This is a genomic window from Reyranella sp. (assembly GCF_030651995.1).
Classification (GTDB): domain Bacteria; phylum Pseudomonadota; class Alphaproteobacteria; order Reyranellales; family Reyranellaceae; genus Reyranella.
Genome location: NZ_JAUSBN010000009.1, coordinates 48,853 through 75,683, shown reverse-complemented (window position 1 = coordinate 75,683; position 26,831 = coordinate 48,853). Strand labels below are relative to the sequence as shown.

At 67.5% G+C, this 26,831-nt stretch carries 29 protein-coding genes; 15 read left to right on the top strand and 14 right to left on the bottom strand.

The features are described 5' to 3' along the window. Window position 1: 1 nt before the first annotated feature. Complete coding sequence (locus tag Q7V45_RS02935; protein ID WP_304846691.1) at window positions 2-841, top strand: ABC transporter permease; 840 nt, start codon at window positions 2-4, stop codon at window positions 839-841. Next, window positions 838-1,638: an ABC transporter permease gene (locus Q7V45_RS02930; protein WP_304846688.1), complete on the top strand. Its 801-nt coding sequence runs from the start codon at window positions 838-840 to the stop codon at window positions 1,636-1,638. Before Q7V45_RS02935 ends, Q7V45_RS02930 begins: the two co-directional genes overlap by 4 nt. Before the next feature lie 31 nt (window positions 1,639-1,669). Here the strand turns inward: Q7V45_RS02930 and Q7V45_RS02925 are convergent, their stop codons facing one another. Next, on the bottom strand, window positions 1,670-2,563 hold the full coding sequence (locus Q7V45_RS02925) for a LysR substrate-binding domain-containing protein (protein ID WP_304846685.1): 894 nt from the start codon (window positions 2,561-2,563) through the stop codon (window positions 1,670-1,672). A 101-nt stretch (window positions 2,564-2,664) separates the two neighbouring features. On the opposite strand from Q7V45_RS02925, the gene Q7V45_RS02920 reads away from it, so the two are divergent. The 3 genes from Q7V45_RS02920 to Q7V45_RS02910 are packed head-to-tail and all read left to right on the top strand — an operon-like array spanning window position 2,665 to window position 6,644. Further along, a complete protein-coding gene (locus Q7V45_RS02920; RefSeq protein ID WP_304846682.1) occupies window positions 2,665-3,990 on the top strand; it encodes an FAD-binding oxidoreductase in 1,326 nt (441 codons plus the stop codon). Beyond that, window positions 3,987-5,066, top strand: coding sequence for a M14 family metallopeptidase (locus Q7V45_RS02915; RefSeq protein ID WP_304846679.1), 1,080 nt, complete (start codon window positions 3,987-3,989; stop codon window positions 5,064-5,066). Before Q7V45_RS02920 ends, Q7V45_RS02915 begins: the two co-directional genes overlap by 4 nt. A gap of 9 nt (window positions 5,067-5,075) precedes the next feature. Continuing rightward, a complete protein-coding gene (locus Q7V45_RS02910) occupies window positions 5,076-6,644 on the top strand; it encodes an ABC transporter substrate-binding protein (protein WP_304846676.1) in 1,569 nt (522 codons plus the stop codon). Window positions 6,645-6,656: 12 nt separating this feature from the next. On the opposite strand, the gene Q7V45_RS02905 is transcribed toward Q7V45_RS02910, so the two are convergent. Further along, a complete protein-coding gene (locus Q7V45_RS02905; RefSeq protein WP_304846671.1) occupies window positions 6,657-7,214 on the bottom strand; it encodes a carboxymuconolactone decarboxylase family protein in 558 nt (185 codons plus the stop codon). Window positions 7,215-7,280: 66 nt separating this feature from the next. Beyond that, window positions 7,281-7,475 carry a hypothetical protein gene (locus Q7V45_RS02900; RefSeq protein ID WP_304846668.1) on the bottom strand — a complete coding sequence of 65 codons (195 nt, stop codon included), beginning with the start codon at window positions 7,473-7,475 and terminating at the stop codon, window positions 7,281-7,283. 189 nt (window positions 7,476-7,664) lie between these two features. Between Q7V45_RS02900 and Q7V45_RS02895 the strand changes: the two genes are divergently transcribed. Then, on the top strand, window positions 7,665-8,582 hold the full coding sequence (locus Q7V45_RS02895) for an aldo/keto reductase (RefSeq protein WP_304846665.1): 918 nt from the start codon (window positions 7,665-7,667) through the stop codon (window positions 8,580-8,582). 43 nt (window positions 8,583-8,625) lie between these two features. Here the strand turns inward: Q7V45_RS02895 and Q7V45_RS02890 are convergent, their stop codons facing one another. The 5 genes from Q7V45_RS02890 to Q7V45_RS02870 are packed head-to-tail and all read right to left on the bottom strand — an operon-like array spanning window position 8,626 to window position 12,903. Next, a complete protein-coding gene (locus tag Q7V45_RS02890) occupies window positions 8,626-9,834 on the bottom strand; it encodes an MFS transporter (RefSeq protein WP_304846662.1) in 1,209 nt (402 codons plus the stop codon). Then, a complete protein-coding gene (locus Q7V45_RS02885; RefSeq protein WP_304846659.1) occupies window positions 9,831-10,268 on the bottom strand; it encodes a PaaI family thioesterase in 438 nt (145 codons plus the stop codon). Before Q7V45_RS02885 ends, Q7V45_RS02890 begins: the two co-directional genes overlap by 4 nt. 3 nt (window positions 10,269-10,271) lie before the next feature. Continuing rightward, window positions 10,272-11,162 (bottom strand): shikimate dehydrogenase, encoded by an 891-nt coding sequence (locus Q7V45_RS02880; protein ID WP_304846656.1) that lies wholly within the window; start codon window positions 11,160-11,162, stop codon window positions 10,272-10,274. Next, the gene (locus Q7V45_RS02875) at window positions 11,159-11,758 is read right to left on the bottom strand and encodes a nucleoside triphosphate pyrophosphatase (protein ID WP_304846653.1); all 600 of its coding nucleotides are present in this window, start codon (window positions 11,756-11,758) and stop codon (window positions 11,159-11,161) included. Before Q7V45_RS02875 ends, Q7V45_RS02880 begins: the two co-directional genes overlap by 4 nt. Window positions 11,759-11,763: 5 nt before the next feature. Beyond that, window positions 11,764-12,903, bottom strand: coding sequence for a PQQ-dependent sugar dehydrogenase (locus Q7V45_RS02870; RefSeq protein ID WP_304846650.1), 1,140 nt, complete (start codon window positions 12,901-12,903; stop codon window positions 11,764-11,766). Between the two features lie 114 nt (window positions 12,904-13,017). Between Q7V45_RS02870 and Q7V45_RS02865 the strand changes: the two genes are divergently transcribed. Genes Q7V45_RS02865 through dnaQ form a run of 3 tightly spaced genes read left to right on the top strand, consistent with a single transcriptional unit; the run spans window position 13,018 to window position 15,405 of the window. Beyond that, on the top strand, window positions 13,018-13,995 hold the full coding sequence (locus Q7V45_RS02865) for a quinone oxidoreductase (RefSeq protein ID WP_304846647.1): 978 nt from the start codon (window positions 13,018-13,020) through the stop codon (window positions 13,993-13,995). A gap of 35 nt (window positions 13,996-14,030) precedes the next feature. Then, on the top strand, window positions 14,031-14,693 hold the full coding sequence (gene coaE, locus Q7V45_RS02860) for a dephospho-CoA kinase (RefSeq protein WP_304846644.1): 663 nt from the start codon (window positions 14,031-14,033) through the stop codon (window positions 14,691-14,693). A 25-nt stretch (window positions 14,694-14,718) separates the two neighbouring features. Then, a complete protein-coding gene (gene dnaQ, locus Q7V45_RS02855) occupies window positions 14,719-15,405 on the top strand; it encodes a DNA polymerase III subunit epsilon (protein ID WP_304846641.1) in 687 nt (228 codons plus the stop codon). A gap of 1 nt (window position 15,406) precedes the next feature. Here dnaQ and secB read toward each other — a convergent pair whose 3' ends face one another. Beyond that, window positions 15,407-15,928, bottom strand: a complete 522-nt coding sequence (gene secB / locus Q7V45_RS02850) for a protein-export chaperone SecB (protein WP_304846638.1) — start codon at window positions 15,926-15,928, stop codon at window positions 15,407-15,409. Window positions 15,929-16,092: 164 nt separating this feature from the next. Here secB and Q7V45_RS02845 point away from each other — a divergent pair, with 164 nt between their 5' ends. Beyond that, complete coding sequence (locus Q7V45_RS02845; RefSeq protein WP_304846635.1) at window positions 16,093-16,911, top strand: gamma-glutamyl-gamma-aminobutyrate hydrolase family protein; 819 nt, start codon at window positions 16,093-16,095, stop codon at window positions 16,909-16,911. A 7-nt stretch (window positions 16,912-16,918) separates the two neighbouring features. Then, window positions 16,919-17,962 (top strand): gentisate 1,2-dioxygenase, encoded by a 1,044-nt coding sequence (gtdA, locus tag Q7V45_RS02840; RefSeq protein WP_304846632.1) that lies wholly within the window; start codon window positions 16,919-16,921, stop codon window positions 17,960-17,962. A gap of 84 nt (window positions 17,963-18,046) precedes the next feature. Here the strand turns inward: gtdA and Q7V45_RS02835 are convergent, their stop codons facing one another. Further along, window positions 18,047-18,865, bottom strand: a complete 819-nt coding sequence (locus Q7V45_RS02835; RefSeq protein ID WP_304846629.1) for a LytTR family DNA-binding domain-containing protein — start codon at window positions 18,863-18,865, stop codon at window positions 18,047-18,049. A 119-nt stretch (window positions 18,866-18,984) separates the two neighbouring features. Here Q7V45_RS02835 and Q7V45_RS02830 point away from each other — a divergent pair, with 119 nt between their 5' ends. Continuing rightward, window positions 18,985-20,475, top strand: a complete 1,491-nt coding sequence (locus tag Q7V45_RS02830; RefSeq protein WP_304846626.1) for an alpha/beta fold hydrolase — start codon at window positions 18,985-18,987, stop codon at window positions 20,473-20,475. Between the two features lie 14 nt (window positions 20,476-20,489). On the opposite strand, the gene Q7V45_RS02825 is transcribed toward Q7V45_RS02830, so the two are convergent. Genes Q7V45_RS02825 through Q7V45_RS02815 form a run of 3 tightly spaced genes read right to left on the bottom strand, consistent with a single transcriptional unit; the run spans window position 20,490 to window position 22,760 of the window. Beyond that, window positions 20,490-20,879 carry a hypothetical protein gene (locus Q7V45_RS02825; RefSeq protein ID WP_304846624.1) on the bottom strand — a complete coding sequence of 130 codons (390 nt, stop codon included), beginning with the start codon at window positions 20,877-20,879 and terminating at the stop codon, window positions 20,490-20,492. Between the two features lie 9 nt (window positions 20,880-20,888). After that, window positions 20,889-21,584: an EI24 domain-containing protein gene (locus Q7V45_RS02820; protein WP_304846622.1), complete on the bottom strand. Its 696-nt coding sequence runs from the start codon at window positions 21,582-21,584 to the stop codon at window positions 20,889-20,891. A gap of 24 nt (window positions 21,585-21,608) precedes the next feature. Beyond that, the gene (locus tag Q7V45_RS02815) at window positions 21,609-22,760 is read right to left on the bottom strand and encodes a CaiB/BaiF CoA-transferase family protein (RefSeq protein ID WP_304846620.1); all 1,152 of its coding nucleotides are present in this window, start codon (window positions 22,758-22,760) and stop codon (window positions 21,609-21,611) included. Between the two features lie 131 nt (window positions 22,761-22,891). Here Q7V45_RS02815 and Q7V45_RS02810 point away from each other — a divergent pair, with 131 nt between their 5' ends. The 3 genes from Q7V45_RS02810 to Q7V45_RS02800 are packed head-to-tail and all read left to right on the top strand — an operon-like array spanning window position 22,892 to window position 26,263. Continuing rightward, on the top strand, window positions 22,892-24,562 hold the full coding sequence (locus tag Q7V45_RS02810; RefSeq protein WP_370692546.1) for a PQQ-binding-like beta-propeller repeat protein: 1,671 nt from the start codon (window positions 22,892-22,894) through the stop codon (window positions 24,560-24,562). Between the two features lie 24 nt (window positions 24,563-24,586). Then, on the top strand, window positions 24,587-25,477 hold the full coding sequence (locus tag Q7V45_RS02805; protein ID WP_304846616.1) for an MBL fold metallo-hydrolase: 891 nt from the start codon (window positions 24,587-24,589) through the stop codon (window positions 25,475-25,477). A 12-nt stretch (window positions 25,478-25,489) separates the two neighbouring features. Next, on the top strand, window positions 25,490-26,263 hold the full coding sequence (locus Q7V45_RS02800) for a short-chain dehydrogenase/reductase (protein ID WP_304846614.1): 774 nt from the start codon (window positions 25,490-25,492) through the stop codon (window positions 26,261-26,263). A 103-nt stretch (window positions 26,264-26,366) separates the two neighbouring features. On the opposite strand, the gene Q7V45_RS02795 is transcribed toward Q7V45_RS02800, so the two are convergent. Then, window positions 26,367-26,720 (bottom strand): hypothetical protein, encoded by a 354-nt coding sequence (locus Q7V45_RS02795; RefSeq protein WP_304846612.1) that lies wholly within the window; start codon window positions 26,718-26,720, stop codon window positions 26,367-26,369. Window positions 26,721-26,831 lie beyond the last annotated feature (111 nt).

Below are 26,831 nucleotides of genomic sequence, written 5' to 3'. Positions count from 1 at the left end.
GATGCGCGGCGCCACCTCTGCCCCGCGAGGCCTCGGCTGGCTGCTGCTGCCGGCCCTGCTGGTGCTCGCGCTGTTCCTGGGCTCGGTGGCGCTGCTCCTCTTCCATGCCTTCTGGAACAAGGACGGCTTCTCGCTGATCTACTTCCGGCAGATCCTCGACCGGCCCGACTATCACGACGTCTTCCTGCGCACCGTGTCGATCGCCGCCATCGTGGCGGTCGCCGCGGCCGTGCTGGCCTATCCGATCGCGTGGCTCCTGTGGCGCCTGCCGCGCTGGCGCAACCTGCTGCTGGTGATCGTGCTGGTCCCGTGGCTCGTCAGCCTCGTCGTGCGCACCTATGGCTGGCTGGTGATCCTCGGACCCAAGGGGTTCCTCAACGAGACGCTCAAATGGGCGGGCGTCATCCAGTCGCCGTTGCCGCTGATCTTCAACGATCTCGGCGTGGTGATCGGCCTCACGCATGTGCTGATGCCGTTCTCGGTGATCGCCACGCTCTCGGTCCTGCTGCAGATCGACAACCGCCTGGAGGAGGCGAGCGAATCGCTCGGCGCCGGCGGCTTCGAGACCTGGCGTCGCCTCGTGCTGCCGCTGTCGCTGCCCGGCGTCTTCACCGGCCTCGGCATCACCTTCCTCACCTCGATGGGCGCCATCGTGACGCCGATCCTGCTGGGCGGCATCCGCCAGAAGATGGCCGGCACGCAGATCTATCAGGAGGTCGTCTACAACTTCAACATGAGCAAGGCTTCGGCCTGGGCGATCTGCCTGCTGCTGCTGAGCGGACTGGGCCTCGCCTTCCTGCGCGCGGTCGAGGCGGCCCTGGTGCCGAAGGCCGACCGATGAACGCCCCGGTCGTGAGACTGGGCCGCGCCGCGTCGTTCGCGCTGCTGCTGTTCCTGCCCCTGCCCATCGTGGTGATCGGCGCCACGTCGTTCGCCGCCGCCGGCTACCTCCGGTTCCCGCCGGGCGAACTCAGCCTGCGCTGGTATGCCGAGGCCGCCACCGATCCGCGCTGGCTCGAAGCCTTCGTCACCAGCCTCGGGATCGCGGCCGTGGTGTCCGTGCTGGTCACCGCCATCGCCTTCGCCGGCGCCTATGCCTGTCACCGTCTGCGGCCGCGCTGGCTGCCCGCCTTCGAGCTGGCCGTCATGTCGCCGCTCTTCTTTCCGCATGCCGCGCTGGGCGTGGCGCTGGTGAACGTGCTCGCAATGGCGGGTTATCTCGGCACGGCGACCGGCATCGTCATCGCCCATGTCGTCTGCACCCTGCCCTTCGCGTGGCGGCCGATCGTCGTCGCCCTGCAGCGGATCGATGGCGAGATCGTGGAGGCCGCGTCGCTGCTGGGCGCCGACGAACGCCGCATCGCGCTCGGCATCGCCCTTCCGCTGGCCCGTTCCGGCCTCGTCACCGCGCTGCTCTTCTCGTTCATCATCTCGTTCGACGAGGTGACGATCACGATGTTCCTCACAGGTCCGCAGGTCACGACCCTGCCGGTCCAGATCTATGCGTTCATCCAGGAGAATGCCTCGCCGGTGCTGGCGGCGATCTCGACCGCGACCGTCGTGGTGACGCTGGTGGTGGTCATGCTGCTGGAACGGCTGATCGGCCTCGAATTCTTCGTGGCCCATGACCCGGCTTAGTATTCGGTGCGGGGCCGAGCGTCGCTCGGCCCTACCAGCCCTTGGCCTTCATATGGGCCTTCACGGCGTCGAGGAACGCGTCGGCCAGCCGCGAGGGCTTGCGATGGCGCGGTCGCATCGCACGGAAGAGATAGCGGATGCGGGGCTCGAACGGCACGACGGCGATGCCGGCGCCGACATAGTCGCGGGCGGTGAAGGGCTCGACGATGGAAACGCCAAGACCGCGAGCGGCGAGGGCACAGGCATCGGCGGAGGAGTAGACGTCGATCTGCAACTGTCGCTCGATCCTCTCCTGCTCGAAGGCCGCGTCGATCAGATGGCGCATGCGGCCGTCGAGCGGGAAGGACAGGAAGCGTTCGCCGCGCAGGTCGGCGGGGCGGATCACCTTGCGCCGCGCCAGCCGATGGCCGCCCGGCAGCACGCAGACCGCCGCCGCCCGGCTCAGCTCCTCCGTGACCATGGCGGGATGCTCGAACGGCATCATCGAGAAGCCGAGATCGATCTGCTGGTCGATCATCTTCTGGTTGATGTAGGTCGAGCTGCGGACCTGGAAGACGATGTGCGCCTTGGTGTGGCGCTTCATGAAGGTGGCCATGACGTCCGGCAGGACGCTGCGCCCGAGCGCCGGCGTCGAATAGATCAGCAGGTCGCCGATCTGGCGCTCGCGGATCTCGCGCGCGACCTCCGTCACGCGCTCCAGACTGTGATACAGCCGGGCCACCTCCTGCTCGAGAAGCCGGGCCTCGCTGGTCGGCGCCAGCCGGCGCTTGATGCGGGTGAACAGCGGATAGCCGATCTCGTGCTCCAGCCCCGCCAGGATCTTGCTCACCGCGGGCTGCGAGACGCCCAGCCGCTCCGCGGCGGCGGTCACCGTGCCGTGCGCCATGATGGCGCGAAAGGCTTCGAGCTGACGCGACGTGATCATCATAACCTCGACGACTTAACCTCGTCGGACAATGACTTTGACCGTCTCGCTGCTCAAGCTTTTACTCCATCCTGTCAACGTTTTTGCGTGTGAGCCCTTTCATGCCTGCGATTAACCAGTCGATCTTCTCCAGCGACTTCAGGGACGAACCCTACTGGTGGGAGGCATTCCGGCCGCAAGCCATCACCGCGCCTTCGCTGCCCGGCCGCACCGACGTCGTGGTCGTGGGCGGCGGCTATGCCGGCCTCGCCACGGCTCGCGCGCTGGCCGATGGCGGCGTGCAGAGCGTCGTGCTGGAAGCCGACGAATTCGGCGCCGGCGCCTCGACGCGCAGCGGCGGCGCCCTGAGCGCCGGCCTGTCGATCGGCAAGAGCTTCACCGGCCGCACGCTCGACTATTCGCCCGAACTGGTGCGCGACGTGGTGGGCTGGGCAATCGACGCCTATCGCGCCCTGATCGACCTGGTCGAGCAGGAAGGGATCGACTGCCAGCTCGAGCAGCGCGGCCGCTTCCTCGGCGCCTGCGCGGCGTCGCACTATGAAGGCCTGCGCACGCGCTTCGCCAAGCTGCGCGACGGCGGCGCCACCGACTGCCGCCTGATCACCCGCGAGGAGCAGCGCGAGGAGATCGGCAGCGACTTCTATCATGGCGGCATGGTCTTCGAGACGGCGGGCAAGCTGCATCCCGCCCTGTTCTATGGCGGCCTGCTGGCGGCGGTCCGCCGGCGCAATTCGGTAACGCTGGCGGGCCATTGCCGCGCCACCGGCCTGGCCCGCGACGGCGAGGGCTGGCGGGTCAGCACCAGCATGGGCGAGGTCCGGGCGCGCCACGTCGTCGTCGCGACCAACGGCTACACGTCCGGCGTGACGCCCCGGCTGCAGAGGCGGCTGGTGCCGATCGCCAGCCATATCATTGCGACCGAGGAGTTGCCTGCGGACCTGATCCGCGAACTCTGCCCCAAGGGCCGCACCTTCTCCGAGACACGTCGCGTGCTGCACTATTACCGGATCTCGCCCGACGGGAAGCGCGTGATCTTCGGCGGCCGCGCCCGCTTCACCGAGATCCCCGGCGAACTGCGCGCCCAACTCCTGCACCAGGCGCTCGTCGAGCGGTTTCCGCAGCTCAGCCACACCAAGGTCACCCACACCTGGCAGGGCAACGTCGCCTTCACCTACGACGCGCTGCCGCATGCCGGCGAACTCGACGGGCTACACTTCGTCCTGGGCTGCAACGGCTCGGGCGTGTCGATGATGCCGTTCCTCGGCAACGCGATGGGCCAGTCAATTGCCGGACGCCTGCGTGGCAAGGTGCCCTTCGCCGGAACGGCGCTGCCGCCCATTCCCCTCTACTCCGGCAAGCCCTGGTTCCTGCCGGTGATCGGCGGCGCCTTCCGCACCCTGGATTACATCGACGAAAAGATCAGATGAGCGCTTCGTTCTTTTCCGCCGACTACGACGAGGCGCGCCAGCGCTTCCTCGACGCCTCCGCCAAAGCCGGCGCCAGCGTGCACAATCACATCCATCGGTCGAAGGGCGCGGCGGGCGAGGAAATTGCCACCGATACGGCGCTGCTGGGGCCCGCCGGTGCGAGCAAGCTGTTCATCGTGAGTTCCGGGACGCATGGCCCGGAAGGCTTCGCCGGCTCGGCCTGCCAGCTCGCGCTGCTGAACGACGAGCTGGCAAGGCGGGCCACGGATCGCGGGATCGCGCTGCTGCTGATCCATGCAGTTAATCCGTACGGCTTCTCGCACCTGAAGCGGACGAACGAGGACAATATCGACCTCAATCGGAACTTCGGAGACTTCTCCCAACCCTATCCCGACAACCCGGTGTACGAGCAGATTCACGACCTGCTGGTGCCGGAGACCTGGCCGCCCTCCACCGACAACGAGGAGCGCCTGACCGCCGCGATGGCGCGCCTCGCGGGACAGCGCGATCCCGGCGTGTCGAGCGCCCAGGCGAAGCATGCAGACGGCCTCTTCTATAGCGGCATGGCGCCGGCCTGGAGCAACGGCACGATCCGCTCGATCCTGCGCACTCACGGATCGAACAAGCGGCACATCGCCTGGATCGACGTCCATACCGGCCTCGGCCCCTATGGCCACGGCGAGAAGATCTTCGGTCGCCATTCCGAGGAAACCACGAAACGCGCAAAGACCTGGTGGGGCAGCGACCTGATCGTCAGCACGGCGTCCGAATCGGTCTCGCCGCGCACGATCGGGCACATCACGGGCTGCGCGCCGGAGGAATGCCCCGGCGCGGCGATCACGCCGACGACGCTGGAATACGGCACGGTACCCAATCCGGTCGTGCGCCACGCGCTGCGCGGCGAGGCCTGGCTGGCGGGCCATCCCGACACCCCCGCGCCTCTGGTGAAGGACATCAGGCGCGCGGTGCGCGACGCCTTCTTCGTCGATGCCGACGACTGGAAAGGGATGATCCTCGGCCAGTTCCGGGCCCAGGCGCTGCAGACGATCAACGGGCTGATCAACGAACAAACCTAGGGAGGCACCATGATTTTCAAGACCCTGCTGGGCGCCGTCGCCGGTCTCGCGCTCGCGATGCCGGCCGCCGCGCAGTCGAACCTCAAGATCGTCATGCACTCCGACCTCAAGATCCTCGATCCGATCTGGGCGTCGGCGCAGATCAGCCGTACGCACGGCTATCTCGTCTACGACACGCTGTTCGGGCTCGACGGCGATCTCAAGCCGCAGCCGCAGATGGTCGGGAACTGGACCGTCGATCCGGCGGGGCTGATCTACAGCTTCACCCTGCGCGACGGGTTGAAGTGGCACGACGGCGCGCCGGTCACGGCCGAGGATTGCGTCGCCTCGCTCAGGCGCTGGGGCAGCCGCGACCCGGTCGGTCTCAAGCTCATGGCCAACGTCAAGGACCTCTCCGCGCCCGACGCCAGGACGATCCGCCTGGAATTGGCCCGTCCCTACGGCCTCGTGATCGATTCGCTCGCCAAGCCAGCCGGAATCGTGCCCTTCATGATGCCCAAGCGTGTGGCCGAAGCGCCGGCCACCCAGCAGATCAAGGATCCGACCGGCTCCGGCCCTTTCATGTTCAAGGCCGACGAATGGCGCCCCGGCGACCGGGTCGTGTACGTGAAGAACCCCAACTACGTGCCGCGCACGGAGCCGCCGGCCAATTTCGCGGGCGGCAAGGTCGCCAAGGTCGATCGCGTCGAATGGATGTCGATCGCCGATCCACAGACGGCGGTGAACGCGCTGCTGAACGGCGAAGTCGATGCGCTCGAGTCGGTGGCGCACGATCTGCTGCCGCTGGTCGAGAAGCAGCGCGGCATCGAGGTGCAGCGCGGCGCCTACGCCAGCCAGTATGCCCTGCGACCGAACTGGCTCCATCCGCCCTTCAACGATCCCCGGATGCGCCTCGCCCTGGGTTACGCAATCGACCAGAAGGGCTTCCTGGACGCTGCGGTCGGCGACCCGAAGTTCTGGCGCTTGTGCAAGACATACTATGGCTGCGGCACGCCGCTCGCCTCGGACAAGGGCACGCAGGGTCTGCTGGAGGGCAATGTCGAGAAGGCCAAGGCGCTGCTCAAGGAGGCGGGCTACGACGGACGGCCGATCGTGCTGCTGCAGGTGACCGACCTCGCCTCGCTGGCCAATCTCGGCCCCGTCGCCAAGGCGCAACTCGAGCGGATCGGCTTCAAGGTCGACATGCGCCCGGCCGACTGGCAGACGCACCTTGCGCGCGTCATGCGCAAGGAGCCGCCGGAGGATCGCGGCTGGAACGTCACCCTGTCGAGCACGGGCGTCATCGACGTCGCGAACCCGATCACCTCGCTGTTCCTCAACTCGGCCTGCGACAAGGCCTCCGCCGGCTGGTCGTGCGATGAACGAATCGAAGCGATGCGTCAGGCGTTTGCGCTGGAGCCGGATGCGGCAAAGCGCAAGGCCATCGCCGAGGAGATCCAGGAGCGCGCCCTGCAGGTCGGGACGCACTATCCGCTCGGCGAGTGGTACGGCGCCTCGGCCGTCAGCGGCCGCACGAAGGGCTGGATCCGGCCGCCCTCGACGATCGCCTTCTGGAACGTCGAGGTCGCTAAGCGCTGACGGCCCCGGGTTCTACTTCTTCTGGGCGCCCGGCAGGAAGTCGTCGAGCGGCACGCCGAAGCTGTTGAGCGCCCAGGAGACGAGATTGTACTGGCCCACCGTGAAGACGGCGTCCATGAGCTGCTCCGTCGAATAGGTCTTCGACAGGGTGGCCCAGGTCGCGTCGGAGGCGACCGAGTTCTCGAAGAGATCGTCGGCGAGCTGCATCAGCGCCGCCTCGTGCTCGCTCCAGCCCTTGGCCTTGGGCCCTTCCTTGAGGTTGGCGATGTCACCATCGGTAACGCCGCCCTTCTTGGCGATCAGCTCGTGCTGCGCGAATTCGTACTCGGCCTGGTTCAGCCAGCCGATCCGCAGGATCAGCAGCTCGCGATCGCGGAAGGGCAGGGTCTGCTTGGACAGGATGTGGCCGGCGAACGGCGTCCAGCGCTTCGTCAGCGCGGGGTGATTGGCCAACACCTTGAAGATGTTGAACACCTGGCCGTTCATGGCGTTCTTCTCGATGGCCTCGCGATCCTCCACCTTCATGGTCGAGAGGTCACGCATCGGAATACGCTGTTTGCGCTTGATCACCATTTTCCTCCTTGTCGGTCCCGCTTGGACTAACGTCCCGTCAGGCAACCGACAAGGCGAAAGACACTATTCCGCGCGCAGGCTTTCGCGCGGCGGCTGGAGCTTCGCCGCGGCGAGCTTCGCCTGCCCCGGCGTGCTGAACTGATGGCCTTCCAACTCGAAGAACGGACGGGTGAAGGCATGGAAGCGGAACGCGTTGCCTTCCTTGAGGACGACGCCGGCGGGCTTTCCCCAGATTTCGACGACGAAGGGCTCGGGCATGGCGCGGTCTCCTTCAGGCTGACGTATCTGCGATCGGTTCTGAGATGGTGTCGACAGGGAAGAAGACAATGACCAGAAGTGTCGAAACAACAGACGGTCACAGGAGAAGCTTCGCGTACGGCATCAATATGGCGGCAACGCTTTTCCCTGCTGGTGCAGCGCTCATCCTTGCTGAACAATGACACTCTAATGTCACGCCCCCTCACCCGCTCTCGCTTCATGGGAATCGCCGCCGGCGCCGGCCTGCTCGTTGCAGGTCACGGCGCCGCGCAGACGGGAGTCCGCATGCACCAGCGCAGGATTCCTTCATCGAGCGAGATGCTGCCGGTGGTCGGCGTCGGCACGTGGCGTACGTTCGACGTCGGGGCGAAGCCGGAGGAGCGCGCACCGCTTGCAGAGGTTCTGCGGCTGCTGTTCGCGGCCGGCGGCTCGGTGATCGACACGTCGCCGATGTATGGGTCGGCCGAAGCCGTGGTCGGCGACCTTCTGTCCGCCGCCGCTGCCCGCTCCAAGGCGTTCATCGCCACCAAGGTCTGGACCACGGGCCGCGACAGGGGCATCACGCAGATGCGGAACTCGATGCGGCTGCTCGAGACCGACCGCATCGACCTGATGCAGATCCACAATCTCGTCGACTGGCGTGCCCACCTGCCGACCCTGCTCGCCTGGAAGGCGGAAGGCCGCATCCGCTATCTCGGCATCACCCACTACACACAGAGCGCCCATGACGAGCTGGAAAGCGTGATGCGGTCCGAGAAGTGGGATTTCGTGCAGATCAACTACGCGCTCGACGATCGCGCCGTCGAACGCCGGCTCCTGCCGCTCGCCGCCGAGCGCGGCATCGCCGTGATCGTGAACCAGCCATTCGGTGGCGGCGGTCTGCTGCGCAGGCTGATGAACCGCAAGCTGCCCGACTGGGCCGGCGAAGTCGGCGCCACGAGCTGGGCGCAGATCCTGCTCAAGTTCGTGCTGGCAAATCCCACGGTCACCTGTGTCGTCCCCGGCACCGGCAAACCCGAGCACATGGCGGACAATCTGCAGGCGGGCTTCGGCGTCTATCCCGACGCGGCGCTCCTCAAGAAGATGATCGCCGAGGTCGCCGCCTAGACGTTTGATCCCGGGTTCTGATGGGGCATGCCTCCACCGCCTTCTACGGCAGATTCCGCGCCTCCCGGCTCGACGCAAACCACAGCCAGATTGCGGCCTGCACCGCCAGCAGCGCGACCGTCACGACCTGATGCGCCTCGGCGCGCGGCAGGGCGTGCGTCGTTTCCATCCACGCCAGCGCCGGCCCGATCGCCGCCTGCACCACGAACGCGATCAGCATGCAGATGAGGTTGAGCGTCGTGTTGACCCGGCCGGCCAGCTCGGGCGCGAAGGCGCGCGTCACCAGCGCGTAGCAGACCACCGACATGCCGCCGAACATCACATAGGCGAACCACAGGAGCTTCGGGACGGCCGTGACGTTGAGCGCGATGGGCACGTGGATCGCCAGGAACAGCACTCCGTAGACCAGCAGCACCCGGCCGCCGCGCACGCCACGCCTGTGCAGCAGGTCGACGATCATGCCGCTGAAGAAGTAGCCGGGCACGATGGCGATCGAGAGGGCGAACAACGCGACGCCGACCGACGGCTCGTCGAGATGGGCCACGTCGCGCAGCCAGCCGGCGGCCCAGAAGCTCGTGTAGCAGACCCAGACACCGAGCGAGAACGTGGGCGCGAGTCCCGCCTTCCAGAAGAGCGGCGTGCGCAGCACGCCCATCAGACCGCTCAGTTCGTCGGCCAGGCGGCCCTTTCCGCCGCGCTCGTATCGGGGAGCGGCGAGGAGCTGGTAGAGCGCGACCGCGACGGTGATGGCGCCGAGGCCCAGGAAGACCTGCCGCCAGTCGAAGTCGAGCAGCAGCCACTGCGCCGGGCGTGTGGCCATTGCGGCGCCCAGCCCGCCGAACGTCATCATGACGGCGTTGACCAGCGGCAGCCGGCCCATTGGCCAGTAGAGGACGTTGGCCTTGAAGCCGCACATCAGCGCGACGGACAGGCCGAGCCCGATCAGGGCGCGACCGATACTCAGCGTGACGACGTCCTGGCCGAGCGCGAAAATGACGGCACCCACCGCGGTCGCCAGCAGCATGACCGGCGCCACGCGACGCGGCCCGAACCGGTCGAGCGCCACGCCGGCGGGAAGCTGGGCCAAGGTGAAGGCCGCCAGGTACATCGAGGTCACGACGCCGATGGCGGCATCGTCGAGGCCGAGCTCGCTGCGCAGCGCCGGCGCGACCACGGCATTGAGCGAGCGGAACAGGAAGCTCAGGAAGTAGCCGAGAGCAAACGGCAGGAACGCCGTCAGGACGAGCTTCAAGGGCGGTCGCCCGTCCTCGCGAACACCGCGCTTGCGTGGACGATGCGCTCCTCGCCCACCTTCAGGTAGCAGTTGGCGAAGGCCAGCCGTCCGCCGACCTTGTGGACATCGACATGGGCCTCGACCCAGTCGCCGATCTTCGCCGACCCTGCGAAGTCGGTCTTCACGCTCGCGGTGACGATCAGCGGCGAGGGCGTCTGGCTGCGCGTCGTGCGATAGCCCAGCGAGATGTCGCACAGGGTCATGAGGATGCCGCCATGGGCGACGCCACGAGCATTGGCGTGCTTGGGCTGGATGCGAAGGCCTACGATGAAGGTGCCGTCGCCGTTCTCGCGATAGAAGAACGGCCCGTTATGGTCGAGGAACGGGCTGGTGCGGAACAGCGGCTTGTATCCGGCTGGTGGATCAGAGGCTGGCGGGTTGCTGTCGTCCATGGGTCAGGCTCCGAGATCTGCGGCAACTGCATGCCGCTGCGCCGCCGAGACGTCGACCCTGGGTCCGAACCAGGCCTCGAAACCCGGCCGGCCCTGGTGCAGCAGCATGCCGAGTCCGTCGACGCAACGGTTGCCGCGGGAACGGGCGGCGGCCAGCAGATAGGTTTCCAACGGCACATAGACGATGTCGTAGACCACCGCCTCGTGCGGCAGTTTCGCGAGATCGATGTCGAGCCCCGGCTGATCCTTCATCCCGAGGGACGTCGTATTGACGAGCAGGGTCGCGCCGTCCAGCAGCTCGGAACGCTCGTCCCACGAGGCGACCACGATGCGCTGCCCGCCCGGCGGGGTGAGTGCGACGGCCAGGTCGACCGCGGTCTCGCGCGTCCGGTTGACGAGCCGCAGCTCGGGCACGCCGACATCCATCAGGCTCGAAACGATCGCGCGGGCGGCTCCGCCCGCTCCCAGAACGACGACCGGCCCGGTATCCGGCATCCAGTGCGGTGCGTTGTACTTCAGGGCTTCGAGAAAGCCGAACCCGTCGGTGTTGCGGCCCTCCAGCGTGCCGTCGGGCTGCTTCACGATCGTGTTCACCGCGCCGATGCGCCGGGCGACGGGATCGATGCGATCGAGCAGCGGCAGGATCTCGACCTTGTGCGGCAGGGTGAGGTTGCAGCCGCGCGCGTTGGGCGTCTTCCTGAGGAACGCGACCAGCTCCTCCAGCGCGGCCCGCTGGGGCTTCACGGGCAGCCGGCCGTAATGGCCGTCGATATGATGCTGCTTCAGCCAGAAGCCGTGCAGCGCCGGCGAGCGCGAATGCTCGACCGGCCAGCCGACGATGGCGGCGAAGGGCCGGCCTGCGGCTTCCGCGAGCAGTGTGTCGTAAACGCTCATGCAGCTCTCTCCAGTCCGATACCATGTCCGGCAAGGAACGAAAGCAGCGGCAGCAACGGCAGGCCGAGGATGGTGAAATAGTCGCCTTCGACGCTGGTGAACAGGTGGGCGCCCACCCCTTCGAGCTGGTAGGCGCCGACGGAGGTCGTCACCGCTTCACCGGCCCGCGCGAGATAGGCATCGAGGAACGCATCGGGCAGCGGCCGCATGGTGAGCCGGGCGCGATCGTTGCAATGCCACAGCCGCACGCCGCCTCTCGCCACCACGACCGAGGAATGAAGCTCGTGGGTCTGGCCGGCAAGCGCCTGAAGCTGCGTTCGCGCTGCTTCCATCGTCGGCGGCTTGTCGAACAGGCGGCCGTTGCAGGCCAGCGTCGAATCCGCGCCGATCACCAGGGCCTGCGGATGGCGCCTCGAGACTCGTTGTGCCTTCAGCTCGGCCAGGGTCTCGGCAATGTCCTGCGGCGCAGCCTTCTCCGCTGAAAGACTGAGCTTCACCTCGTCCTCGTCGACGCCCGACGTCTCGATCGTGAAATCGAGGCCGGCATTCTGCAGCATCTGGCGACGCGAAACGCTGGCGGAGGCGAGGATCAGCATGGCCGTTACGCGGGCTCCAGGCGATAGAGTCCCCCACTGTCGGTGTGGGTGACGATGTAGAGGAGGCCGTCGGGGCCCTGACGAACGTCGCGGATATAGGGAAGCAGGTCGACGAGCAACCGCTCTTCCCCGACATAGCGGTCGCCGTCGAGCTCGATGCGGATCAGGGCGTTGTCGGAGAGGGCGCCGGTGAAGACCGAGCCCTTCCAGCCGGGGAATCGGTCCCCGGTGTAGAAGGCGAGCCCGCTCGGCGAGATGGACGGCACCCAGACGCGCACCGGGTCTTCCATCCCGGGCAGGCTCTTGCTCGGGCTGATCGTCGAGCCGCTGTAGTCGATGCCGTGGGTGGCCCGCGGCCAGCCGTAGTTGGCGCCGGCCTTCAGCAGGTTGAGCTCGTCGCCGCCGCGCGGCCCGTGCTCGACCAGCCAGATGCGGCCGGTGACGGGATGCATCGCCATGCCCTGCGGGTTGCGATGGCCATAGGTGAAGATCTCGGGCCGCGCGCCCTCGCGGCCGACGAAGGGATTGTCGGGCGGGACGGTGCCGTCGTCGCGCAGCCGCACGACCTTGCCGCCGAGATCGGCGAGGTTCTGCGCGCGCTGCATCTGGTAGCGCTCGCCGCAGGTCACGTAGAGCAGGCCCGCCCGGTCGAAAACGACGCGCGAGCCAAAATGCAGACCCCCGGACGTGCGAGGCAGGGCCTCGAAGATCCGCTGCACGCCAACCAGGGCGTTGTTGCGGAACTCGGCCCGCGCCAGCACCGTCGCGGCGCCGCCCTCGCCCTCGCCGGAGTAGGTGAGATAGAGCCGGGCGTTTCGCGCGAAATCGGGATGCAGGCAGACGTCGAGCAGCCCGCCCTGCCCGCGCGCATAGACCTTCGGCAGGCCGCCCACCGGCGCCCGTTCGAGCCGGCCGTTGGCGAAGATCCGCAGCCGGCCCGGCCGCTCCGTGATCAGCAGGCGGCCGTCGGGCAGGAAGGCCATGCCCCATGGCTGTTCGAGATCGAGCGTCAGCATCCTCAGGCTGTAGGAGCCCTTGCTGCTGCGCAGGACCTGCTGGGCGCGCACGATGGCGGGGGCGGCCACTGCCGCGGCGGCGCTCGCGGTCAGGAGGCGGCGACGTCCGAGAAAAACCTTCCTGAGCATAAACTCTCCTGTCGAAGGCCGCGCCGGGCTGGCGCATGAAAAGCTGGTCACTATACTCGACGTTCGCAAGCGGAAGGCGTTCCTCGGCCGCCGCGGCAAGGGGAGAATTATTAAATGTCCAAGTCCATCCTGATTCACGAGAACGGCGGCCCGGAGAAGATGCAGCTCGAAGACGTCGAGGTCGGCAAGCCCGGTCCCGGCCAGGTGAAGCTGCGTCACACGGCCATCGGCCTGAACTTCATCGACGTCTACACCCGCTCCGGCCTCTACCAGACGCCGCTGCCCAACGCGGTCGGCCGCGAGGCTGCAGGCGTGATCGTCGAGATCGGCCCCCGGGTGAAGGGCTTCAAGAAGGGCGACCGCGTCGCCTATTGCGGCGTGCTGGGCGCCTACTGCCAGGAGCGCCTGATGGGCGTCGACCAGCTCGTGAAGGTACCGGCGGGCGTGAGCGACGAGCAGGCCGCTGCGATCATGCTCAAGGGCATGACGACCGAGTATCTCGTCGACCGGACCGCCAAGGCGTGGCTGAAGAAGGGCGACACGATCCTGTTCCACGCCGCCGCCGGCGGTGTCGGGCTGCTGTTCGGCCAGTGGGCGAAGGCGCGCGGCTACAAGGTGATCGGCACGACCTCGTCGCCCGAGAAGGCCGCTCTCGCCAAGAAGAACGGCTACAAGTGGGTGATCGACTACACGAAGCAGGACATCGTGGCCGAGGTGAAGAAGATCACCAAGAACAAGGGCGTCCCCGTGGTGTTCGACGGCGTCGGCAAGGACACCTGGGCGGCCTCGCTCGACTGCCTGCAGCCGCGCGGCCTGATGGTGTCGTTCGGCAATGCCTCGGGCGCCGTCGCGCCGGTGCCGATCGGCATCCTGAACGCCAAGGGCTCGCTCTACGTCACGCGCCCCAGCCTCGCCGCCTACACCGCCACGCGCGCCGATCTCGAGGCCAGCGCCCGCTCGCTGTTCAAGATGGTGAAGAGCGGCAAGGTGAAGATCTCCATCGACCAGCACTATCCGCTGGCCGAAGCCGCCCAGGCGCATATCGACCTTGAGGGCCGCAAGACCACGGGCCAGACCGTTCTGGTTCCCTGATCTTGCGCGACGCGTTGCCGTAGATGGTCCCCTAGATGGTCATCGTCGGACTGACCGGTTCGATCGGCATGGGCAAGTCGACCGCAGCGAAGATGCTGCGGGAGATGGGCGTGCCCGTGTACGACGCCGATGCCGCCGTCCACGCCCTTCAGGCGCCGGGCGGTGCGGCGCTGCCCGGTATCGAGGCGGCGTTTCCCGGCGTCGTGAAGGCGGGGGTACTCGACCGTCAGGCGCTGGGCGCCCGCGTCTTCGGCAACAAGGAGGCTCTGCGGCGCCTCGAGGCGATCGTTCATCCGCTGGTCGGCCACAAGCAGCGCGCCTTCCTGCGGCGGGCCGCCCTTGCGGGCGAGAAGCTGGTCGTGCTCGACATCCCGCTGCTGTTCGAGGGCATGGGCGAGCGCCGCGTCGATGCCACGCTGGTCGTCAGCGCCCCGGCCTTCCTGCAGCGCCGCCGCGTGCTGGCCCGGCCCGGCATGACGACGGAAAAGTTCGAGGGCATCCTGCGTCAGCAGGCGCCGGACTCGCTGAAGCGCCGCAAGGCCAGCATCGTCATCCCGACCGGTATGGGCCTGGCGCCGACCCGCGCGGCACTTGGCAGGGCCGTCGCCGAATTGCGTGGGCTGCCCGGGCAGTTCTGGCCGCCCAATCCGTGGCGGGAGAAATTCACAGCCCGGCTCGCGCGCGCGCGTCGCAAGTAGGCGCGCATCGGGCTACAAGATCGGGATGCGTGAAGTCGTCCTCGATACCGAGACCACGGGCCTCGATCCTCTCGCCGGCCATCGCGTGGTCGAGATCGGCTGCATCGAGCTGGTCAACCTGGTGGCCACCGGCCGCTCGTTGCAGCTCTACCTCAATCCCGAGATGCCGATGCCGGCCGGCGCCCAGGAAGTGCACGGCCTCACCGACGAATTCCTGGCCGACAAACCCCTGTTCGCCGACAGGGCCGACGAACTGCTGGCGTTCCTGGGCGAAGCCCAGCTCGTCATCCACAATGCGCAGTTCGACCTGGGCTTCCTCAACGCCGAGCTTGCCCGTGCCGGCAAGCCCAGGATCGCGAACGACTATGTCGACACCGTTTCGCTGTCGCGGCGCAAGTTTCCCGGCCAGCGCGCCAGCCTCGATGCCCTGTGCGACCGCTTCGGCATCGACAACACCAAGCGCACCAAGCACGGCGCACTGCTCGATTCGGAGCTGCTGGCGGAAGTCTATCTGGAGCTGAGCGGCGGCCGGCAGCGCGATCTGGGACTGGCCCCGGAGATGGTGGCGGCGGGCCTCGAAGGCCTCGTCGACCAGAGCCGGCCCATCCGGCCGGCCCGTCCGCACGCGGCAAGCCCTGCCGAGCTCGCCGCGCATGCGGAGTTCCTGAACAGGATCAGCGACCCGCTCTGGCTGAAGGCCGACGCGGCCTAGCTCAGGCGTGGCCGACCGGGCCGGCGGGGACGCCCGGCATCTGGCCGCCATTGGCCTCGAGCTGCTGGCGGAAGAGGGCCACGAAATCGACCGGCGCGATGTTGAGCGGCGGGAAGCCGGCCTCGCGCGTGGCGTTGGCCACGATGGCGCGGGCGAACGGGAAGAGCAGGCGCGGCGTCTCGATGAACAGCATCGGGCCGAAGGCTTCTGGCGGCAGGTCGCCCAGGGTCACGGTGCCGGCATAGACCAGTTCGAGCATGAACAGGGGCTCTTTCTCCGGCGTATGCGCGGAGGCCTCGATCGTGAGCGACACTTCGAAGGTCTTGGTGTCGAACTGGCGGTTGGCCACCTGCACGTTCAGGGTGAGCTGCGGCTGCGTCTGCTCGATCAGGCTCTGCGGCGCGCGCGGATTCTCGAAGCTCAGATCCTTGATGTACTGGCCGTGCAGGGTGAGCGGCGCGGCGGGGCCCGCCTGGGCGGTCTGGCCGGAGGGCGGGGCGGACGGCGGAGGGGTGGTCGTCATGGCGCTCTTTCCAATCGTCTTGGACAAACGTTTTGCTGCGGCGCGGCGGTACCATGCAGGGCAGCACTGCACAAGCTGGGGGCAGGAGCGGGCGCCGGGCAATTGCCAAGAGACGGGGCAACGGCGAGAATGAATTTCTCACTATTTGCACGCTCCGGCAGCCCATGACTCGCTCCTCTTCACGCCCCCTGATCGGTGTTTCCGCCTGTCTCAAGGAAAATGGTCGAGGCGGCTGGCATCACACGGTCGGCGAGAAATATGTCCAGGCGGCGCTTCGCGCCGTCGGTGGCCTGCCGGTCCTGATCCCCGCCATCGGTCCCGAGTTCGGCGATGACGAGCCAGGCTTCCTCGAGGCGATGGATCGCCTGCTCGACAGTCTCGACGGCGTTCTGCTGACCGGCAGCCCGTCCAACGTCGAGCCGCATCACTATGGCAGGGAGAGCCGCGACGGCACGCTGCACGACCGCGCGCGCGACTCCACCACCCTGCCGCTGATCCGGCACACGATCGACCGCGGCGTGCCGCTGTTCGCGATCTGCCGCGGTCTGCAGGAGGTCAATGTCGCGCTGGGCGGCTCGCTGCACCAGCACGTGCACGAGGTCGAGGGCCGGCGCGATCACCGTTCGCCCAAGTCGCCCGACATGGACGTGAACTATGCGCCCGCCCACGACATCGACATCGCCGAGGGCGGCCTGTTGCAGCACCTGCTGGGCGAGCGTCGCGTGAGGGTGAACTCGCTGCATGCACAGGGCGTCGACAAGCTGTCGCCGCGGGCGCGACTCGAGGCGACCTGCTGCGAGGACGGACAGGTCGAGGCGCTGAGCGTGCCCGACGCGCCCGGCTTCGTTCTGGCGCTGCAATGGCACCCCGAATACAAGGCACTCGAAAACCCGATCTCGATGAAGCTGTTCGACGCGTTCGCGGCGGCCTGCCGCGCCCGCATGACGGCCCGCGCTGCGCCGCTGCTGCGCGCCGCCGAGTAGGCACTCAGTGTCGTCGCCGACCACCGGCAACAACGCGCGGCGCGACTTCTACGAGCGTATCGGCGGCCTCTCGATGGCGCCGCTCTGGGAATCGCTGCACCAGCTCGTGCCGCCCAGGCCCGCGCCGAAGTACCAGGCCGCGCACTGGGACTACGACAAGGTGCGGCCGTTCCTGATGGAATCAGGGGCGCTCATCACCGCCAAGGAAGCGGTGCGGCGGGTGCTGATCCTCGAGAATCCGGCAATGACCGGCAGCGCCTGCATCACGCCGACGCTCTATGCCGGCCTGCAGCTGATCCTTCCGGGCGAAGTGGCGCCCAGCCATCGCCACACCCAGTCGGCCCTGCGCTTCATCGTCGAGGGCGAGGGTGCCTATACCGCGGTCGACGGCGAGCGCACGATCATGCACGAGGGCGACTTCGTGATCACGCCGACCTGGACCTGGCACGATCACGGCAACGAGTCGGCGAAGCCGATGGTGTGGCTGGACGGGCTCGACATCCCGCTGGTCGCGATGTTCAACGCGGGCTTCGCGGAGAACGGCGAGACCGAGGAGCAGGTCGTGACGACGCCGCTGGGCACCTCCGACGCGAAATTCGCGAGCGGTCTCCTGCCGGTCGACTGGAAGCCTTCGAAGCAGACCTCGCCGATCTTCAACTATCCCTATGCGCGCACGCGTGAGGCGCTGCACGGGCTGGCCAGGGCCGGCGCGCCCGATCCCTGCCATGGCTACAAGCTGCGCTACGTCAATCCGGCGAGCGGCGGTACCCCGATCGCCACCATGGGCACCTTCATGCAGCTGGTCCCGAAGGGCTTCTCGACCGCACCCTATCGCAGCACCGACGGCACGGTCTTCTCGGTGGTCGAAGGCGCGGGCGAGAGCCGGATCGGCGACACGGTGATGCGCTGGAAGAAGCGCGACCACTTCGTCGTGCCCAGCTGGGCCAAGGTAGAGCATCGGGCCGACAGCGACGCCGTTCTGTTCTCTTTTTCCGATCGCCCGATCCAGGAGAAGCTCGACCTCTGGCGCGAGGATCGCGGCGGCAAGTGAGGTTGACGGTCGTCCTGAGCGAAGCGAAGGACCTGACCGAGCGATCAAAGGATTCCGTAGCCGACGCGAGATCCTTCGCTTCGCTCAGGATGACAAAGTGTTGGTAAGCCAGCCCGCTTCCCTGACGCTGTCGCGATGGGTCTTGCTGACCGGCACGTGCAGGCCGTTGCGCAGGACCAGGACGAGCCGGCCGGCGCTTCGATCCACCGAGGCGACCGCGCCCTCCGCCACCCACCACGAGCGATGAACCTGCCGCCCGCGGTCAGGCCCCAGCTCCGCCAGCGCATCGCGCAGGCGCATCAGCACCAGGTCGCTGCCCAAAGCGGTGTGGATGCGCAGATAGTGGTCCTCCATTTCGAGGGCGAGAAGGTCGCGGCCCAGGGCTGGCGGGACCCGACGCAGGAAGTCGGGGGTGGCGGACTGGGCTGAGCTGGCCTCCGGAGCGGCGGGTACGGGCAGGGCGGCGACTCGCTCGCGCTCGGCGTCGGCCTTGGCGCGCAGGCGCTGCTCGACGAACAGACCGATCATCACCGAAACGACCACCGTCAGGAAGGCATTCTCCGGATAGAGCTTCGGCGCCAGCGACAGCGGAATCGGCTTCACCAGCCATGAATGGACGACGATGACCTCGAAGGTGCTGGGCACCGCCGCCAGCAGGCCGACCAAGGTCATCCGGCCGGCGACCGGCCAGCGGTCGATCGGCTCGATGGTGCCGAACCAGGCGGCGAGCAGGACGACCTGGATCCAGCTCAGGGCGCCGATGATCCCGAAATGGGCCAGCCGTTGCGTCAGGTCCATGCGCTCGTAGGTCCCGAACGGTCCGAGCACGGCCAGGACGACGGCGATGCCAAGTACCGGCAGCAGCTGGTACGGGAGCGACCGGACGTAGGGCGATTCGCGCATCGTGAACGGATGAATGACGGCAGATCGCGAAAAACGCCAGCACTTCCACGCAGCGACGATGGATCGGAACCGGCGCCGCACGGAAGGTGAGCGCAACGCCGTCATCCGCGGAGCCCGTCATGTCGCAGCCGTTCCAGATCCTCTTCCAGATCGTCACGAACACGCCCCTCTGGGTGTGGCCGTTGATGATGCTCGTGGTCTGGCTGGGGGTGCTCGGCCTGCGCGCCCGGACGCTCCCGCTGTGGCGGTTGGCGATCCTGCCGGTCGTCGGCTTGGTCCTGTCCTTCGTCGGACTTGGTCAGGCCGCCCAGCCTGCGCTGGCCATGGTCGCCTGGCTGGTGGCGTTGGCCGTCGCCCTGCCGCTGGGCGACCTGCTGGGCCGCCGCCGCACCGTGCACCGCCTCGACGATGGCCGGCTGGAGATCGCCGGCGGCTGGTTCATGCTGGTCTTCGGCATCTCGATCTTCGCCGTCCGCTACGCATTGGGCGTTGTCTTCGGGATGGCGCCCGCGCTTCGTGCCGATCCGGCTTGGATCGCCCTGGCCGGCGGTGTCGGCGGCTTCGTGGCCGGCATCGGCCTGGGCTGGTTGGGCGGTGTCGGCGCTAGGTCCAGCCGCTGGATCCGGCGGCTCCGTTGGGCGCCGGCGATCTTCCTGCTGACCGTGGCTGCGGGCTTCGGCGGCGTCATTGCCTTCAGCAGTCCCGGTGAACTGCCGCGCCTGCTCGCGGGCGATTCGCTGCCCGGCATGTCGACCTGGAACATGGCCGAGCTTCCTCCGGTGCGGCGCGTGGCGGCGCGCGACGGTGCGTCGCTCGCCTACCGGGTCTATCCGGCCCGCCCCGACCGCGCCGTCGTGCTGGTCCATGGCTCGTCGGGCACCAACATCTCTATGCACAAGTCGGCGCAGGCGCTGCAGGCGGCGGGGGCCACGGTCTATTCGATCAGCCTGCGCGGCCATGGCGGCAGCGGCACGGCCAATGGCGACACCTCGTATCGAAATCAGCTAGACGACGATCTCATGGACTTCCTCGAGGCTGCTGGCCTCACAAAGCCCGGACTCCAGAAGACGCTGATCGGCTTCTCCTCCGGCGGCGGCTTCGTGCTGCGCGCGGCCAGCGGCGCCAACCGGCAGGCCTTCGATGCCTATCTCGCGATCTCGCCCTACATCGCGCAGGATGCCCCCACGACACGCCCCGCCTCCGGCGGCTGGGTGAGCGTGGCCGTGCCGCGCGTAATCGCGCTCTCGATCCTCGACGGCTTCGGCATGCCCTGGTTCCAGGGTCTGCCGGTCGTGCGCTTCGCCACGGGGTCAGCGCCGAGCGAGACTCGCACCCCGGTCTATTCCTTCCGGCTCGCCTCGGGGCTTCAGCTCAGCCGAGACTGGCGGCGCGAGATTGCGCGCATCGACCGGCCGATGATCATTGCCGTCGGCGAGAACGATGAACTGTTCCGGGCGGAGCAATACGCGCCACTACTCAAGGACCTCAATCCGCGCATTTCAGTCGAAGTGGTGCCAGGCCTCGGCCATCTCGACATGATCGCCCGGGAGCGGGCCTGCGCAGCCATCGCCGCGCTGTGGCGGCGGCTGTCAGGGGAAAGCGGGACCTGAACCTGACCGCAATGTCAGGCGACGCGCTTCTTCTGTGCCGCGATGGAACCGGCGCACTGGTCGGGCGGCAGCGGCCGCAGATGGGTGTCGTAGGCGTCGGCGAACTCGGCTTTGAAGGGCTGGCCGTCGCGCTGATACATCGACACGAAGAGGGTGCAGGCGTCCGACTTGTAGCGCAGCACGCGGGCCGTTCCGTCCTTTCGGTCGAGCTGCGGCGCGCCGAACAAGGCGACCAGTTGCGCCTCGTCCAGTCCCTTGATGCGCTCAGGCGGAATCGGCGAGCCGGCGTTGCGTGAGCTGAAGACGCCTTTCTCACCGGCGCCCAGCGAATATTCCTGAGGGCCGCCGGTCTGGCAGCCGGCCAGCAGAAGGACAGCCGCGAGTGCCCCAAATACAGATTTCATGGCCGCACTTTAACGCGGCGTCATCGGCCGGTTAAGGGGCGGCTTCAGCGTTTGTGCGATATGAACCATCGCGGCAACGCCGAGGACCGGCACGATCAGGTTGAGGATCGGGATGGTGCCCAGGAAGACGATGGCGATGCCGGTGAGCCACAGGGTGCCGGCATTGGCCTTGCGCCAGGCCTTGACCTCGGCCGGGTCGCGCCGGCGCAACGCGACCTGTTCGTAATATTCGCGGCCGGCCAGCCAGCCATTGACGCCATAGAAGAGGACGGCGCCCAACCCGGCGACGAACAGAGCCACGACATAGAACGGCAGCATCACCAGGTTGATCGCCAGCAGGGTGAACAGGAACACGATGCCCGACCAGAGACCGGTCCAGAGCGGAATGCCGCGGGCGGGGCCGAGCTGCGGATAGTGCCGCGCCTCGACGATGTCGGCGATCCGCTCCATGAAGATCGAGATGACGATGCCGAAGCTGGCCGGGAACAGCATCAGCGCCAGGACCGCCACGGCGCCACCGCCGAGCCAGCGGATCGTCTCGTTCACCCACGACCACTGGAAGGTCGCAAGCGACTGCAGCCCCCACCAGGCCAGCACGCCCAGCGCGACCTGCAGCACCAGCGACAGCGCCAGCGACTGCCAGACGATGACGCGCAGCTTGGGGTCGCCAAGCTGCTGCACCGCCAGTTCGAAGGCACGGATCATGGGCGTCCCATCATGAATGTGACATCAGGCCTGCGGGCCGACGACACCGGCGGCCTTCAGTTCGCCGATCTCCTTGGCCGAAAAGCCGCGTTCGGACAGGATCTCGTCGGTATGCTGGCCGCGCTTCGCCGCAGGGCCCTTCACGCCCTCCTTGGTGCGCGAGAAGCGCGGCGCGGCAGCGGGCTGCGGGAAGCCGGCCACATCGACATAGGCGTTGCGCGCCTTGGCATGGGCGTGCGACGGCGCTTCCTTCATGCTGAGGACCGGCGCGAAGCAGATGTCCGTGCCTTCCATGATCGCGCACCATTCGTCGCGCGTCCTGGTCTTGAAGATGGCGCCCAGCCGCTCCTTGAGCTGGCCCCAGGCCTTGCGGTCCATCTGCGCCGGCAGCGGCTCGTCCTTCAGGCCGGTCTTCTCGAGCAGCAGCGCATAGAATTGCGGCTCGATCGAGCCGATGCAGACATGCTTGCCGTCCTTGGTCTCGTAGGTGCCATAGAAGTGCGCGCCGCCGTCGAGCATGTTGCTCTCTCGCTCGTCGTTCCACAGGCCGGCCCCGGCCATGCCGTAGATCCCGCCCAGCAGCAGGGCCGCGCCGTCGACCATGGCGGCGTCGACCACCTGGCCCTTGCCGGAACGCTGCGACTCGAGCAGGCCGCACACCATGCCGAAGGCCAGCAGCATGCCGCCGCCGCCGAAATCGCCCACCAGGTTGAGCGGCGGCATCGGCTTGTCCTTGCCGCCGATCGCGTGCAGGGCGCCGGTCAGCGCGATGTAGTTGATGTCATGCCCTGCAGCCTTGGCGAGCGGGCCTTCCTGGCCCCAGCCGGTCATGCGGCCGTACACGAGCTTCGGATTGCGGGCGAGGCAGACATCGGGCCCGAGGCCCAGCCGCTCGGCGACGCCGGGGCGGAACGGCTCGGTCATGCCGTCGGCCTTCTCGATCAGGCGCAGCACGACCTCGACGCCCGCCTTGCTCTGCAGGTCGACCGAGACCGAACGGCGGCTCCTGTTGTGGACCGCGAATTTCGGGTCGGCCAGCCGGTCCATGACATGCGCCTTGGTGCGGTCGACCCGGATCACGTCGGCGCCCATGTCGCCCAGCATCATCGAGCACATCGGGCCCGGACCGATTCCGGCCAGTTCGACGATCGTCAGTCCGTTAAGCGGGCCTGCCATGATTTCCTCCTGCAGAATGAGTGTTCTTCTGTCGAAGCCTGATGGTAGCGGAAGGGTTCGGCGTTACAAAACCTGTCACGCGGTCTAAAGTCCGCGCCGCGAGTGGGTCGGTCGGAGGAAACGGGATGGGGTTGGGCCGCATTGTCGCGTCGGCGGTGCTTGCGTTCGGCGTAACCAGTGGCGCGTGGGCGCAGCAGGCCGAAGCGCCGCCGCCCAGGGAGTACAGCCAGCAGTTCCTGGTGCCGGGCTCCTGGTTCCATGGCGTGCACGGGCTTGCCTTCAACAAGGACGACCAGCTCTTTGCCGGCTCGGTGATCGGTCAGACGCTGTATCGCGTGCAGGTCGACTCGGGCGAGGTCGACCGCGTGATCGATCCGCCGACCGGCATGGCCGACGACATCGCCTTTGCCGACGACGGCACGATGGCGTGGACGGCGTTCCTGATCGGCAAGGTCTATGTCCGCAAGCCGAACGGCAAGACCATCGAGGTCGCCAACGGCATGACCGGCCCCAACTCGCTCGCGTTCGGCAAGGACGGACGGCTGTTCGTCTCCGAGGTCTTCCTCGGCGACGCACTCTACGAGATCGACATCAGGAACGTCGACAAGCCCGACTTCAAGCCGCTGGCGCGCAACGAACTGCGCCGCATCGCCGAGAAGCTGGGCGGCCTCAACGGTTTCGAAGTGCACAAGGACGACGGCTTCCTCTACGGGCCGCTCTGGTTCAAGGGCGAGATCGTGAAGGTGAATCTCGAGACCGGCGCCGCCGAAGTGATAGCTTCCGGCTTCAAGACGCCGGCCGCCGCCAACATCGATCCGCAGAACCGCGACAACGTCTATGTCGTCGACACCGGGACCGGCGGCATCTGGAGCGTGAGCCTCACCAGCAAGGCCAAGAAGCTGGTCGCCTCGATGAAGCCGGGCCTCGACAATCTCGCCTTCGATTCGCGCGGCCGGCTGTTCGTGACCTCGATGACCGACAACGGCGTCTACCTGGTCGACAAGCACACCGGCGCGCATCGTACCATCGTCGAAGGCAAGCTCGCCGTCCCGACCGACCTCGCCGTCACCAGCGAAGGCGGCAAGGACACGGTGCATGTGGCCGACGTGTTCAGCTATCGCAAGGTCGACGGCACCACCGGCGACGTGACGGACGTGCTGCGCGTGCATGGCGAGACGCACGCCTATCCGATCGGCATTTCGGTCGGGCCGAAGAACGTGCTGCTGTCGAGCTGGTTCTCCAACACCGTCGAGAAGGTCGACCGCAAGACCGGCAAGCTGGTGGCGACCCTCGGCGAATTCGCGGCGCCCGTCGATGCGGTCGAGTTCGCCGACGGCACGATGTACGTGGCCGAGCTGGCGAGCGGCAACCTCGTGAAGGTGAGCGCCGACGGCAAGGAGCGCAGCACGGTCATGAAGGAGCTGCGCGGTCCGGTCGCCATGGTGCACGGGGCGGGCCCGCTGATCTACGTCACCGAGATCTCGGCCGGCGTCGTCACCGAGATCGACGTCGCCGCGGGCACGCGCCGGGTGGTGGCCGACAACCTGACCGGTCCGGAGGGCATCGACCTCGGGCCGGACGGCCGGCTCTATGTTGCCGAAGTCGGCCAGAAGAGGGTCGTCGCCATCGATCCCGCAACCGGCGCCAAGACGGTGATCGCCTCCAACCTCGACATCGGCCTGGCGCCGTTCCCCGGCGGACCGCCGGCCCTGGTGCCGACCGGCGTCGCGGTCGGCCGCACCGGCATCGTCTATGTCAGCTCCGACATCCGGAACTCGCTCTACAAATTGACGCCGCCGTAGTCGGCGCACTCCAGAGAGGCTTACATGGCCGGCATTCCGTTCATCAGGGACTTCAAGTTCGACTACGGTACGGCAATGGAGGTGACGCCGCTGATCCGGCGGGTCGTCGCCAATAACCCGAACCCGTTCACCTTCAAGGGCACCGGCACCTACATCATCGGCCACGGCAACGTCGCGGTCGTCGATCCCGGGCCCGACCATCAGGAACACATCGATGCGGTGCTGCGCGCCCTGCGCGGCGAGACGGTGACGCATATCCTGGTGACGCACACCCATGTCGACCATGTGCCGGCGACGCCGGCGCTGGCCAAGGCGACGGGCGCGAAGGTCTACAGCTACGGGCCGCATCCGACGCCCGAAGGCGTGACGGCCGAGCAGGAGGGCGATTTCTCCTTCGCCCCCGACGTGAAGCTGAACGACGGCGACGTGATCCAGGGCGACGGCTGGAACGTCGAGGCCGTCCATACGCCCGGCCACATCTCCAACCATCTCTGCTTCGCGGTGAAGGAAGACAAGGCGCTGCTCTCGGGCGACCATGTCATGGGCTGGTCGACGGCGGTGATCTCGCCGCCCGACGGCAACATGGCCGACTACTTCGCCTCGCTGCGCAAGCTGCTGCCGCGCGACGAGAGCCTCTACATCCCCACGCACGGCGCCGAGATCCGCGATCCCAATCCGTTCGTGCAGGCCTATATCGATCATCGGCTGGGCCGCGAGGCGCAGATCATCGCGCGTCTCAAGGACGGTCCGCAGACCATCCCGCAGATGGTCGCCAAGAACTATGCCGACACGCCGGTCCATCTGCACCCGGCGGCCGGCCGCTCGATGCTGGCGCATCTCGTCCAGATGGTGAAGGACGGACGGGTCAGGACCGAGGATGGACGCGCCGCCATCGACAGCGTCTACCGGCTCTAGGGAGAACGACCAATGGACATGAAGCTCTCCGGCAAGACCGTGCTCATCACCGGCGGCAGCCGTGGCATCGGTTTCGCCTGCGCCATGGGCTTCGCGGCCGAGGGCTGCACGGTGCACATCGCCTCGCGTTCGAAGGACTCGCTGGAAGCGGCGAGAGAAAAGATCCGCGCCCGCCACAACGTGCCGGTCGAGATCCATCCCGCCGATTTCTCGGACGGTGACACCGCACGCCGCGTCGTCGAGGCGGTCGGCCATGCCGACATCCTGGTAAACAATGCCGGCGCCATCCCGCAGGGTGACGTCTTCGGCATGACCGAACCCAGGTGGCGCGAAGCCTGGGATCTCAAGGTGTTCGGCTATGTGAACGCCACCCGCGCCATGCTGGAGAAGATGTACGCGCGCAAGGCGGGCGTGGTCGTGAACGTGATCGGCCTCGCCGGCGAGAGCTTCAACTACGACTACGTCGCCGGCACGATGGGTAACGCCGGTGTCATGGCCTTCACCCGCGCGGTCGGGTCGAAGAGTGTCGATCACGGCGTGCGCGTGGTGGGAATCAATCCGCCGGCCACCCGCACCGACCGCATGCTGACGCGGTTGCGCGAACAGGCCGAGAAGAAGTTCGGTGATGCCGAGCGTTGGGCGGAGTTGACGAAGCACATGCCGTTCGGCCGCGCCGCCGAACCTGACGAGGTCGCCGACCTCGCCGTGTTCCTGGCCTCCGACCGCGCCAGCTACATCAGCGGCGTGGTCATGACCCTCGATGGCGGGCAGGCGGCCCGCCATTAGTCGGGTGGTCGCTCTTCCTTCGGCGCTCTCGGACATTGCCTAAGGCTTAGCGGCTTGTAATCAAGCCGCGGCCTGCCGCTCCTGGGGCTGAGCTTCGCTCAGCCTAGTAGACCTGGCGCATCACCTGGGCGGCGAAGCCGTCGACGGCCGCCTTCTTCTGCGCTTCGCTCAGCTTGCTGTCGGCGGCCACGGCCGGGCAGTAGGCGGTAACGAGATAGTTCACCACTTCGGCGCTCTCGACGCCGGGATAGCGGATGCGGAGATCGGCCGTCGCCGAGGCGATGGCGTTGAACTTGTCCGCGCCGGCAAGCTGCTTTCCGACGGCCGCCATCTGGGCCGGGGTTTCCTTCAGGATTCCGGGCTTCGCCGTCGGCTGCGGCTTGGGGCAGTCGAGCGCCAGGGCGGGGAAGGCCGAGACCGCGAGTGCGGCGGCGGCCAAGGTGACAACGCGAAGCATGATCGGTCTCCCGTGATGATCTCCGGAAAGCGATAGCAAAAAGAGTTTGAATAGTCCCCTGGAACCGTTGGGAAGGTTTCGCGTTGACGCTGCTGGCGCGATTGGTCGCCG